A 12,546-nucleotide genomic window follows, 5' to 3' on the forward strand; every position below is an offset into this window, starting at 1 on the left:
GTGTGGAGGACGGTGGTTCTGGCCGCGTAGTGGGTGTTGAGGGTTTCGGGGGTGAGGACTTCGGCCGGGGTGCCGTGGGCTGCGGGGGTGCCGTGGGACAGCAGCAGGAGCTCGTCGGCGTACTGGGCGGCGAGGGTGAGGTCGTGGAGCGTGGTGATGACCGTGGTGCCCATTTCGGTGCGGAGTTCGTCGACGAGGTCCAGGAGGGATTGGGCGTGGCCGATGTCGAGGCCGGTGGTGGGTTCGTCGAGCAGCAGGACTCCGGCTCGTTGAGCCAGGGCGCGGGCGAGGACCGTGCGCTGCCGCTCGCCGCCGGAGAGGGTGTGCAGCGGGCGCTCGGCGAGGTGGCTCAGGTCCAGGCGGGCGAGGAGTTCGCCGACGACGTCGAGGTCGCTGCGGCCTTCGCGTCCGAGCGGGCCGAGGTGGGGCGTGCGGCCTAGCAGGACGTAGTCGGTGACCGTGAGCCCGAGCGGCAGCTGCGGGATCTGCGGCGCGTAGGCGAGGGTGCGGGCGCGCTCGCGGCGGCGCAGCGACGCCGTCCGCCGGCCGTCGACCAGCACGTCCCCGGTGTGGCCGAGCAACCCGGCGACGGCTTTGAGCAGCGTGGACTTGCCCGCGCCGTTGGGTCCGATGATGCCCAGCCAGCCGCCGGTGTCTACTGTGGTCGACACCCCGGAAACGACCGTGCGGCGGCGGTATCCGGCCGCGAGGTCGCGGATCTCCAGCCGGCTCACGCCCGCCTCCGGTGCAGCAGCACGGCGAAGAACGGGGCACCGGTGAACGCGGTGATCACGCCGATCGGGATCTCGGCGGGCGCGAGCAGGGTCCGCGCGAGGACGTCGGCGAGCACCAGGAACACCCCGCCGAACAGCAACGACATCGGCACGATGATGCGGAACCCGCCGCCGAGCGCCAGCCGCACCAGGTGCGGCACCGCCAACCCGACGAACCCGATCAGCCCCGCCACCGACACCGCGGCGGCGGTGGCCAGCGATGCCGCGATCAGCACCAGCATCCGCACCCGACCGGGGTGCACGCCCAGCGACGTGGCTTCCTCGTCACCGGTTCCCAGCACGTCCAGCAGCCGCGCGCACAGGCACAGCACGACGGCCGAGACCACCAGGTGCGGCAGCACGATCAGCACCTCGCGCCAGCCGGTGGTGCTCAACCGCCCGAGGATCCACAGGTAGACCTGCTGCAGCGACTCGACCCGCAACTGCTGCAGGAACGTCTGCCCGGCCGTGAGGAAGGCGCCCACCGCCACGCCGGCCAGCACCAGCGTCGCCGTGTCGGGACCCGCCGAACGCCCGACCAGCCAGGTCAGCCCGACACCGCCCAGCGCTCCGGCGAACGCCGCGGCCTGCACCGGGATCGACAGCCCGGACTGCGGCGCGGTGGTGATCACGAGGGTGACGGCCAAGCCCGCTCCGGCGGCCGAGCCCAGCAGGTAGGGGTCGGCGAGGGGGTTGCGGAACACGCCCTGGAACGCGGCACCGGACACCGCGAGCGCGGCGCCGACCAGCACGCCGAGCACGGTGCGGGGGACCCGCAGGTCCCACAGGATCGCCGCCTCGCGCTCGGACAGCGGTGAGACCCCGCCGGTCAGCTGCGCGACGATCTCGGCCAGCACCCGGTCCCGTCCGAGTTCCGCGGCGCCCACCAGCACCGACAGCAACACGCTCCCCACCAGCACCAACACACCGACGACGAGATGCCACGGGCGGAGTCGGGTCGGTGAGATCAACCCTGCTGTGCCTTGCCCACCGCTTTGCTGACGGAGCGCACCAGCTCCACCACGCGCGGTCCCCAGCGGCTGGCCAGGTCGTCGTCGAGCTCCACGACCTGGTTGCGCTGGACGGCGTCGATGGTGTGCCAGCCGGGACGCGCGGCGATCGCGGCGGCGTTGACGCCGCAGCACTTGGTGTCGGCGGCGAAGATCAGGTTCGGGTTGGCCTGAACCACGTGCTCCTGCGACAGCTGCGGGAACGGCCCACCGGCCGGATCGGCGATGTTGACCATCCCGAACAGCGAGTACACGTTGCCCACGAAGCTCTGCGAGGTCGCCGTGTAGAGGTCGGGGCTGACCTCGTGGAAGTAGGTCATCGGCTGCGGGGGCTTGGGCGTCGAGGCCACGATGTCGGCGATGTCGGTGCGCATCTTCTGCACCATCGCGTTCGCCTGGTTGCCGTGCCCGGTGGCGCGGCCGATCGCCTGGATCTGCTGGTAGGCGTCGTCCAGGCTGGCGGCTGCGGGCGTCAGCAGCACGGGCACGTCGACCACCTTCAGGCCCTCGGCGAGCTGGGTGGCGTTGTCCGGGGCGATGACCAGGTCCGGGTTCTTGCTCGCCACGGCGGCGGCGTCGGCGGTGAAGCCGGACAGCTCGGTGCGCGGCGCGTTCTCCGGGTACGTGGAGTGCTGGTCGACGGCGATGACCTGGTCGCCCGCGCCGAGCGCGAAGAGGGTCTCGGTCGCCGACGGCGACAGCGACACGATCCGCTTGGGCTGCTGGAGCAGGGTCACCGGCTGGCCGCCGGGCAGCGAGACCTTCGCGGGGAAGGACGACGCTGGATCGTCGGGCACCACCGGCACCGGGGAGTGCTGGCGGGTCGCGCACGCCGTGACCATGGTGAACAGGGCGAATGCGGCCATCATCAGGGCGGCGAGACGGCGGAACCCGGTCATGTCTTCCCTCGGGTCGGAGCTGGCGAAACGAACACCCACGCGATGGGTGCCCTGAGCTGGAAAGATATCAGCAAAGATCGCTCGGGGAACCTGCCGGAGGTCGAGCGCTACCCAGGTGGCGACGCTGCGGGTAAATTCGACGACGGACCGTGTCCGCCGGCGTGCGGTTCGCTCGGGCGAGCCGCCGACGGGCTGTGTGATGTGTTCAGGCCGCGTTCCGGTCGCGACGTGACCGCGCCGGTCCTGAGCAGCCGAGTCCTGGGCGTCTAGCCAGCGACGGGCGTTACAACAAGATGGTCAGCATCACTTTCAAGTTGCTGCTTCCGGGTATCCTGGCTGTTAAAGTCTGCTAAACGCTCCGGTTACAGCGAGCGGGCGAGCGCGCCCGAAACCTCGCTCCCGAAATCATCTACGGCAGAACCGGAACATCCTAGCTGCGGGCCAGTGCCGTCCCGTGCCCAGAAGTCGAAGAAGTCAGGTCAATGGCCGACCGCCGACTTTCAAGCACGAGCATGACGAGGGAGGTCTGCGCAGTGGTCTTCTCTGCGATCCCAGCGGCCCAGGGCCTGTACGACCCGGCTGCGGAGCAGGATTCCTGCGGCGTGGCCATGGTCGCCGACATTCGAGGTCGGCGTTCCCATGGCATCGTCGCGGACGCCCTGACCGCCCTGGCGAACCTGGAGCACCGCGGTGCCGCGGGCGCCGAGCCCACCAGCGGCGACGGCGCTGGCATCCTGCTCCAGCTGCCTGACGAGCTCCTGCGCGCCACGGCGGGCGTACCCCTGCCCGAGCCCGCCGAGAACGGCGAGAGCCGCTACGCGGCCGGAATGGGCTTCCTGCCGGCCGACGCCGAGCAGCGCGAGCGCGTCGTGGCGCTGGTCGGGGAGATCGCGGCCGAGGAGAACCTGACGGTCCTGGGCTGGCGCGAGGTGCCCACCACGCCGGACCGCGCGGACGTGGGCACCACGGCCCGCGACTGCATGCCGCACTTCGCGACCCTGATGGTCGCCGGCAACGGCGGCGAGTCCGGTCTGCAGCTGGACCGGTTGGCGTTCTGCCTGCGCAAGCGCGCCGAGCGCGAAGCCGCGCGGCAGGGCCTGGAGCTGTACTTCCCGTCGCTGTCGGCTCGCACGTTCGTCTACAAGGGCATGCTCACCACCCAGCAGCTGCCCGGCTTCTTCCCGGACCTGACCGACGAGCGGCTGGCCAGCGCCATCGCGCTGGTGCACAGCCGGTTCTCCACGAACACGTTCCCGTCGTGGCCGCTGGCGCACCCGTTCCGCTACGTGGCGCACAACGGCGAGATCAACACCATCCGCGGCAACCGCAACCGGATGCGAGCCCGCGAGGCACTGCTGTCCTCCGACCTGATCCCGGGTGAGCTGTCCCGGCTGTACCCGATCTGCGCTGATGACGGCTCCGACTCGGCGTCCTTCGACGAGGTCCTGGAGCTGCTGCACCTGGGCGGCCGGTCGCTGCCGCACGCGGTGCTGATGATGATCCCGGAGGCGTGGGAGAACCACGCCGAGATGGACCCCAAGCGCAAGGCGTTCTACCAGTTCCACGCGAGCCTGATGGAGCCGTGGGACGGCCCGGCGTGCGTCACCTTCACCGACGGTTCGCTGGTCGGAGCGGTGCTCGACCGCAACGGCCTGCGCCCGGCGCGCTGGTGGCAGACCGCCGACGACCGCGTGGTCCTGGCCAGCGAGACCGGTGTCCTGGGCGTCGACCCGTCCGAGGTGGTCGCCAAGGGCCGCCTGCAGCCGGGCCGGATGTTCCTGATCGACACCGAGCAGGGCCGCATCGTCGACGACGAGGAGTTCAAGACCGAGCTGGCCTCCGAGCACGCCTACGACGAGTGGCTGCACGCCGGTCTGCTCAACCTCGACGAGCTCGCCGACCGCGAGCACGTGGTCAGCACCCACGAGTCGGTGGTGCGCCGCCAGCTGTCCTTCGGCTACACCGAGGAGGAGCTGAGCCTGCTGCTGGCCCCGATGGCCACCGCCGGCGCCGAGCCTCTGGGGTCGATGGGCGCCGACACCCCGCCCGCTCCGCTGTCGCAGCGCTCGCGGATGCTCTACGACTACTTCGTGCAGCAGTTCGCGCAGGTCACGAACCCGCCGCTGGACGCGATCCGCGAGGAGATCGTGACGTCGGTGGCGCGGATCATGGGCCCGGAGCAGAGCCTGCTGACCCCGTCGTCGGCGTCCTGCAGGCACATCGTGCTGCCCAACCCGGTCATCGACAACGACGAGCTGGCCAAGCTCATCCACATCAACGACGACGGCGACCTGCCGGGGTTCTCCTCGGCGGTGCTCTCCGGTCTGTACGAAGTGGACGGTGGCGGTGAGGCGCTGGCGAAGGCCATCGAGCGGGTCCGCGCCGAGGCGTCCGAGGCGATCGCCGCCGGGGCGCGCGTGCTGGTGCTCTCCGACCGGGACTCCGACCACGAGCGGGCGCCGATCCCGTCGCTGCTGCTGGTGTCGGCGGTGCACCAGTACCTGATCCAGACCAAGGAACGGCTGCGCGTCGCGCTGGTCGTGGAGTCCGGTGATGCCCGCGAGGTGCACCACGTGGCCGCCCTGCTGAGCTACGGCGCGGCGGCGGTCAACCCGTACCTGGCGTTCGAGGCCATCGAGGACATGATCTCGACCGGCGAGATCTCCGGTGTGCGCCCCAAGGTCGCCATCCGCAACTACGTGCAGGCGCTGGTCAAGGGCGTGCTGAAGGTGATGTCCAAGATGGGCATCTCGACCGTCGGCGCCTACACGGCCGCGCAGGTCTTCGAGGCCGTCGGTCTGTCGCAGGAGGTCGTGGAGTCCTACTTCCTGGGCACCACCTCCAAGCTCGGCGGCGTCGGGCTCGACGAGCTGGCCGAGGAGGTCGCGCAGCGGCACCGCCGCGCCTACCCGGACAACCCGACCGAGCGCGTGCACCGCAAGCTGGAGACCGGTGGCGACTACTCCTACCGCCGCGAGGGCGAACTGCACCTGTTCACGCCGGAAACGGTGTTCCTGCTGCAGCATTCGACCAAGACCGGCCGGTACGACAAGTTCCGCGAGTACACCGCGGAGTGCGACCGGCTGGCGGCCGAGGGCGGCACCCTGCGCGGGCTCTTCGAGTTCGACAGCGGGCGCGACCCGATCGACATCGACGAGGTCGAGCCCGCCTCGGCGATCATGAAGCGGTTCTCCACCGGCGCGATGAGCTACGGCGCGATCTCCGCCGAGGCCCACGAGGTGCTGGCGATCGCGATGAACCGCATCGGCGGCAAGTCCAACTCCGGTGAGGGCGGCGAGGACGTCGACCGGCTCTACGACCCCGAGCGGCGCTCGGCGGTCAAGCAGGTCGCCTCCGGTCGCTTCGGCGTGACCAGCGAATACCTGGTCAACGCCAGCGACATCCAGATCAAGATGGCCCAGGGCGCCAAGCCCGGCGAGGGCGGTCAGCTGCCCGCGCACAAGGTGTACCCGTGGATCGCCAAGACGCGGCACTCCACGCCCGGCGTCGGGCTGATCTCGCCGCCGCCGCACCACGACATCTACTCGATCGAGGACCTGGCGCAGCTGATCCACGACCTCAAGAACGCCAACGAGCAGGCCCGCGTGCACGTCAAGCTGGTCAGCGAGGTCGGCGTCGGCACGGTCGCGGCCGGTGTGTCGAAGGCGCACGCCGACGTGGTGCTGATCTCCGGTCACGACGGCGGCACCGGTGCCGCGCCGCTGACCTCGCTCAAGCACGCGGGCACGCCGTGGGAGGTCGGACTGGCCGAGACGCAGCAGACGCTGCTGCTCAACGGCCTGCGCGACCGGATCACGGTGCAGTGCGACGGCGGTTTCAAGACCGGACGCGACGTCGTGGTCGCCGCGCTGCTCGGTGCCGAGGAGTACGGATTCGCGACCGCTCCGCTGGTCGTCGAGGGCTGCGTGATGATGCGCGTCTGCCACCTCGACACCTGCCCGGTCGGTGTCGCGACCCAGAACCCGGACCTGCGCAAGAGGTTCACCGGGCAGGTCGAGCACGTGGTGAACTTCTTCGAGTTCATCGCCCAGGAAGTGCGGGAACACCTGGCGCAGCTGGGTTTCCGGACGTTGGACGAGGCCATCGGCCAGGTCTCGGCGCTGCGGCGCGACAACGCCGTGCAGCACTGGAAGTCCCGGGGCCTGGACCTGGAGCCGGTGTTCGCCGAGCCGCGGACCCCGTACTCGCCGGTGCGCCGGAAGGTCCGCGAGCAGGACCACGGCCTCGACGAGGCGCTGGACCGCACGCTGATCCAGCTCGCCGAGGCGGCGTTGGAGGACGCCCGCCCGGTGCGGTTGCAGCTGCCGGTGCGCAACGTCAACCGCACCGTCGGCACCCTGCTGGGCGCGGAGGTGTCCCGCCGCTTCGGCGGCGACGGCCTGCCCGAGGACACCATCCACGTCGAGCTGGAGGGTTCGGCCGGCCAGTCGCTGGGCGCGTTCCTGCCCGCCGGCATCACGCTGGACATGGTCGGTGACGCCAACGACTACGTCGGCAAGGGCCTCTCCGGTGGCCGGATCGTGGTCCGCCCCGACCCGAACTCGGCGTTCCGGGCCGAGGACCAGGTCATCGCGGGCAACGTGATCGGCTACGGCGCGACCAGCGGTGAGATCTTCCTGCGCGGCCAGGTCGGCGAGCGCTTCGCCGTTCGCAACTCCGGTGCGCAGCTCGTCTGCGAGGGCGTCGGCGACCACGCCTTCGAGTACATGACCGGCGGCCGGGCGATCGTGCTCGGCGGCACCGGCCGCAACGTCGGCGCCGGCATGTCCGGCGGCATCGCCTACGTGCTGGACCTGGACCCGGTGCGGGTGAACACCGCGATGGTCGACCTCAAGCCGTTGAGCACCAAGGAGCTCAAGTGGCTGCACGATGTCGTGCGGCAGCACCACGAGCTGACCGGGTCGGCGGTGGCCGCGTCGCTGCTGGGCGACTGGCCGCGGCGCTCGGCGGCGTTCACGAAGGTGATGCCGCGCGATTTCCAGCGGGTCCTGGACGCCATGCGGATGGCCAAGATCGAGGGCCGGGACGTCAACGAGGTGATCATGGAGGCTTCCCGTGGCTGACCCCAAGGGTTTTCTGAAGCACTCGCGGGCCGACGCGCCGAAGCGTCCCACCGATGAGCGGCTGGGCGACTGGCACGAGGTCTACGCCGCGCTGTCCACCGAGGACCGCAACGCGCAGGTCTCCACCCAGGCCGCCCGCTGCATGGACTGCGGGATCCCGTTCTGCCACTCGGGTTCCGCGGGCTGCCCGCTGGGCAACCTGATCCCGGAGTGGAACAACATGGTCCGCCGCGGCCAGTGGGAGATGGCCAGCGACCGGCTGCACGCGACCAACAACTTCCCGGAGTTCACCGGCAAGTTGTGCCCGGCGCCGTGCGAAGCCGGTTGCGTGCTGGCGATCTCGCCGGAGGCCGGGGGAGCGGTGGCGATCAAGCGGGTCGAGGAGACCATCGCCGAGGTCGGCTGGGAGAACTCCTACGTCTCCCCGCGCATCACCGAGGAGCACACCGGCAAGCGGGTCGCCGTGGTCGGTTCCGGCCCGGCGGGCCTGGCCGCCGCGCAGCAGCTGACCCGCGCGGGCCACGAGGTGACCGTCTACGAGCGCGACGACCGCATCGGCGGGCTGCTGCGCTACGGGATCCCCGAGTTCAAGATGGAGAAGTCGGCCCTCGACCGGCGTCTGGCGCAGATGCGCGAGGAGGGCACGAAGTTCGTCACCGGCTGCGAGGTCGGCGCCGACCTGACCGTGGACGACCTGCGCGCCGGTCACGACGCGGTGGTGCTCGCGGTGGGCGCGCTGCGCGGCCGCGACGACACCACCATCCCGGGCCGCGAGCTCGACGGCGTGCACCTGGCGATGGAGCACCTGGTCCCGGCCAACAAGGAGCTCGAAGGTGATGGCCCGACGCCGATCTCGGCCGAGGGCAAGCACGTCATCATCCTCGGCGGCGGCGACACCGGCGCCGACTGCTACGGCACCGCGACCCGCCAGGGCGCCCTGTCGGTGACCCAGCTGGACAACTACCCGCAGCCGCCCGGCGAGCGCGACGACGACCTCTCGCCGTGGCCGGTCTGGCCGTACGTCCTGCGCACCTACCCGGCGCACGAGGAGGCCGGTGAGCGCAAGTTCGCGGTCGCCATCGAGTCCTTCGTCGGCGACGCCGAGGGCCGGGTCCGCGCGGTGCGGCTGCGGCACGTCGAGGTCAGCCGTGACGAGAACGGGCGCCGCCAGGTGGTTCCGGTCTCCGACGAGGTCGAGGAACTGCCCTGCGACCTCGCGCTGCTGGCGATCGGTTTCGAGGGCGTCGAGCGCATGGCGCTGCTCGACGGGCTGGGCATCGAGCTCACCAAGCGCGGCACGATCGGCTCCGGGTCGAACTGGGAGACCACCGCTCCGGACGTGTTCGTCTGCGGTGACGCCCACCGCGGCGCGTCGCTGGTCGTCTGGGCCATCGCCGAAGGCCGCTCGGTCGCGCACGCGGTGGACAGCCACCTGATGGGAACCTCCGAACTCCCGTCCCCGGTCCACCCCACGGCCCTGCCGCTGGCGGTCTGACCCGACCATTCGACGAAAACCCCGGCAATCTCCGAACGATTGCCGAGGTTTTCGTCGTCCGGACGCTTCGTCGGCGTGGGGATTCGTTCTGCTGCTCGGGCTTCGAGTGCGGTAGTTCACGGGGCTGTCTTGGTGAAGTGGCCTCGTGCGAGCTCGTTGATCCCTGGCATCCCTGTCGATCTTCGAGGGCACCGGCAAGTGTCCACAATGGATGGGGAGAGCGCGTGGACTTCCGGAAGAGTTCGGGTGGGTTGCTGGGTGCGTCCGTGTGGATCGCGCTCGGCTGCGCCGGGATTTGCGTGTTCGTCGAGGCCGTGACCGGGGAAACGGGGGTGCGCATCCCCTACTTCCTGGTCCTGGCGCCGGTCGCTGTCGTGATCGGGCTGGTCAAGCTCATCAGGAGCCTGCTGCGGTCGCTGACGGTGCGGATCGATGAGCGCGGCATCCTGATCCACCACTCCGCGCAGCGGGCGAAGGTGGAGCTGGGCTGGCAGTACGTCGCCGCCGTCTCGGTGACGCAGCTGCCCACGCCGAAGGATCCGCGCAGCACCGCCACCTACCTGGCGGTGTGGACCCAGGGCGGGGTCAACCCGGGGCGTGCCGCCGGAGTGGGCGTTCCACAACGACGGCTGGACCGGGTACCGGCTGATCGCGCTCGACGACATCCGCGAGAGCTCCGAGCAGGTCACGCAGGCGCTGCAGCACTGCGCGGCGCCGGTGCTGCGCTGAGGCTCACTCGAAGGAGCGGGCCAGGCTGGGCGGCAGTGCGCCGGAGTGCACGATGCCCAGGCGTTGGGTGGCGCGGGTCAGGGCCACGTAGAGGTCGTTGAGACCCCGGTCTGAGGATTCGGCCACCACCTGGGGTTCGACCAGCAGGACCGCGTCGAACTCCAGGCCCTTGGCCTCGTCCACGGTCAGCAGCACCACCGGGGCCTCCAGATCGTCGGGCCGGGTGCCCACGACGGCCTCCGGCAACGCCTCCGCGAGCCCCGGCCCGATCTCGGCGAGCAGTTCCGGCGGCAACAGCACCGCCAGCCTCCCGTCGGCGACCTCCGCCAGCTCTTCCGACACCACTTCGGGAAGCTCGGCGACCAGGTCCGCGCGCGAGATCTGCTGCGTCCAAGGCAGGTTCCCGGTCGTGCGGACCGAGTGCGGCGGCTCCAGGTCGGTGTCCATATCGGACAGAACTTCTGCGGCGACGTCCATGATCTCCGCCGGGGTCCGGTAGTTGACCGTCAGCTCCGCCAGCTTCCAGCGGTCCTGAACGTGCGGTGAGAGGACGTCGTCCCAGGACTGGGTTCCGCCCAGGGCGCCGGTCTGGGCCACGTCGCCGACCAGCGTCATCGACCGGCTCGGGCAGCGGCGCATCAGCACCCGCCAGGCCATCTCCGAGAGCTCTTGCGCCTCGTCGACGATGACGTGACCGAACGTCCAGGTGCGGTCCTCGGCGGCGCGCTCGGCGGCGGTCAGGTCGCTGCGGGTGCGGAACCGCTCGGCCAGCAGCTCCGCGTCGAGCACGTCGGAGACCCGCAGCCGCTCCTCGTCGGCGATCTCCTCGTCCTGCTCCATGATGTGCAGAACGCCTTGCGCGTAGGCGAGTTCCTCGCGCTCCGCGCGTTCGCGGTCGGCGCGCTCCTGCGCGTCGTCCTCGCCGAGCAGTTCGGCGATCTCGTCGAGCAGCGGGACGTCGGCCGGGGTCCACGGCGAGCCCGCCGGGCGGGACAGGGCGTCGCGCTCGGCGTCGTCGAGCACCTTCGCGGTGGCGGCGGCCAGGCGTTCCGGGGAGCTCAGCAGCTCGTCGAGCAGCAGCTGCGGGGTCAGCTCCGGCCACAGCTCGTCGAGCGCGCGGGCCACCTGGGGGTCGGCGCGCAGCTCCACGTTGATCTCGTCGAGGTCGCGCCGGTCCAGCAGCTCCCGGCCGAGCCGGTCGGCGACCTGCATCGTCAGCGCGCGGAACATCTCGTCGCGGAACACCCTGCGCGCCAGGTTGTGCGGACGCCGGGTGCGGCGGGCGCGGGAGCGCGCGGCGGTGGCGTCCTTGCGGAGCAGGTGGAGCGGCTCGCGGTCGAAGGTGACCTCGACGCGGTCGCGAGGGACCTGCTGCCGGTCGCGGACGGCCGCGTTGAGCACGTCGGTCATGCTCGGCCGGCCCTTGATCTCGGCGACCTGCGCGGATTCCGTTCCGGTGGCGGTGATCCCGGGGTACAGACCGCCCACAGTGGACAGCAGCACGCCGGTCTCGCCCAGCGAGGGCAGCACCTGGCCGATGTAGTGCAGGAACGTCGGGTTCGGCCCGACGACCAGCACACCGCGCTTGGACAGCTGCTCGCGGAACGTGTACAGCAGGTAGGCGGCGCGGTGCAGCGCGACGGCGGTCTTGCCGGTGCCCGGCCCGCCCTGCACGACCAGCACGCCGTTCATGCCCGCGCGGATGACGCGGTCCTGCTCGGCCTGGATCGTGGAGACGATGTCCTGCATCTGGCCGGTGCGCCGGGCGTCCAGCCGCGCCAGCAGCGTCGCCTCGCCCGCCAGGCCCAGATCGCTTCCCTGCTCGGCGGCGTCGAGGTCGAGGATCTCGTCCTCGTAGTCGAGGACCTTGCGCCAGCTGGTCTTGAGGTGCCTGCGGCGCTGCACGCCGTCGCGCGCGGCGGCCGTGGCCAGGTAGAACGGGCGGGCGGCCGGTGCGCGCCAGTCCAGCAGCAGCGGCTCGTACTCGTTGTCCTCGTCGAACAGGCCGATCCTGCCGACGTGGAAGGTCTCGCCGCCGTCGAGATCCAGGCGTCCGAAGCACATCCCGTGCTCCACCGCGCTGAGCTGGGTGAGCTTGTCGGTGTACATCCGGGTGGAGATGTCGCGCTCCGTGCGGGCCTGGGGCGGACCGCCGCTGTCGCGCAGCGTGTCCTTGAGCCGCTGGGTCGTCTCCGCTCGGAGGTCGTCGAGCTTGCCGTACAGCACGTTCAGGTAGCGCTGCTCGGCCGCGATCTCATCGGTGCGGACGGTTTCCCGATCAACTCGGGCGTCGGACAATTCGCCACCTCATGCCAGGCGCGGACAAGACAACCGGGCCGCAAGGCCCGACCTGCCAATATACCGCCTCTCCCAGCCCGGGGTCCCCCGTCGCGCCCCGACCCCGCGGTGCCGGCCGCGCGCGGGATCTCAGTGGAAATCAGAGACCCGAATTCCACTGAGATCGGGATTCCGATTTCCACTGAAATCCGGTCACCCAGGTCTGGGGAGGTCCCGGGTGACCGGTTGATGGGGGTGGGGGACGGAGGAGTTGATGGG

The 12,546-nt window shown here is 70.8% G+C and carries 8 protein-coding genes; 3 read left to right on the forward strand and 5 right to left on the reverse strand.

From position 1 onward, the window contains the following. The 3 genes from E1181_RS29820 to E1181_RS29830 all read right to left on the reverse strand — a co-directional run. A partial coding sequence (locus E1181_RS29820; protein WP_132679748.1) for an ABC transporter ATP-binding protein occupies positions 1-734 on the reverse strand: 734 nt, incomplete at its 3' end. Beyond that, on the reverse strand, positions 731-1,699 hold the full coding sequence (locus E1181_RS29825; RefSeq protein WP_235877153.1) for a FecCD family ABC transporter permease: 969 nt from the start codon (positions 1,697-1,699) through the stop codon (positions 731-733). The genes E1181_RS29820 and E1181_RS29825, both read right to left, overlap by 4 nt. Before the next feature lie 41 nt (positions 1,700-1,740). Continuing rightward, a complete protein-coding gene (locus E1181_RS29830) occupies positions 1,741-2,682 on the reverse strand; it encodes an ABC transporter substrate-binding protein (protein WP_132679750.1) in 942 nt (313 codons plus the stop codon). A gap of 533 nt (positions 2,683-3,215) precedes the next feature. Here E1181_RS29830 and gltB point away from each other — a divergent pair. Both gltB and E1181_RS29840 read left to right on the forward strand, forming a co-directional pair. Beyond that, a complete protein-coding gene (gene gltB, locus E1181_RS29835) occupies positions 3,216-7,766 on the forward strand; it encodes a glutamate synthase large subunit (RefSeq protein ID WP_132679751.1) in 4,551 nt (1,516 codons plus the stop codon). Then, on the forward strand, positions 7,759-9,261 hold the full coding sequence (locus E1181_RS29840; RefSeq protein ID WP_132679752.1) for a glutamate synthase subunit beta: 1,503 nt from the start codon (positions 7,759-7,761) through the stop codon (positions 9,259-9,261). Before gltB ends, E1181_RS29840 begins: the two co-directional genes overlap by 8 nt. A 343-nt stretch (positions 9,262-9,604) precedes the next feature. Here E1181_RS29840 and E1181_RS29845 read toward each other — a convergent pair whose 3' ends face one another. Beyond that, entirely contained in the window at positions 9,605-9,817 is a 213-nt protein-coding gene (locus E1181_RS29845; protein WP_132679753.1) for a hypothetical protein, read from the reverse strand. Between the two features lie 41 nt (positions 9,818-9,858). Between E1181_RS29845 and E1181_RS32675 the strand changes: the two genes are divergently transcribed. Next, positions 9,859-9,990 (forward strand): hypothetical protein, encoded by a 132-nt coding sequence (locus E1181_RS32675; RefSeq protein WP_268952518.1) that lies wholly within the window; start codon positions 9,859-9,861, stop codon positions 9,988-9,990. Positions 9,991-9,993: 3 nt separating this feature from the next. Here E1181_RS32675 and E1181_RS29850 read toward each other — a convergent pair whose 3' ends face one another. After that, a complete protein-coding gene (locus E1181_RS29850; protein ID WP_132679754.1) occupies positions 9,994-12,288 on the reverse strand; it encodes a HelD family protein in 2,295 nt (764 codons plus the stop codon). Positions 12,289-12,546 lie beyond the last annotated feature (258 nt).

It is taken from the genome of Saccharopolyspora terrae (assembly GCF_004348435.1).
GTDB classification, from domain to species: Bacteria; Actinomycetota; Actinomycetes; order Mycobacteriales; family Pseudonocardiaceae; genus Saccharopolyspora; species Saccharopolyspora endophytica.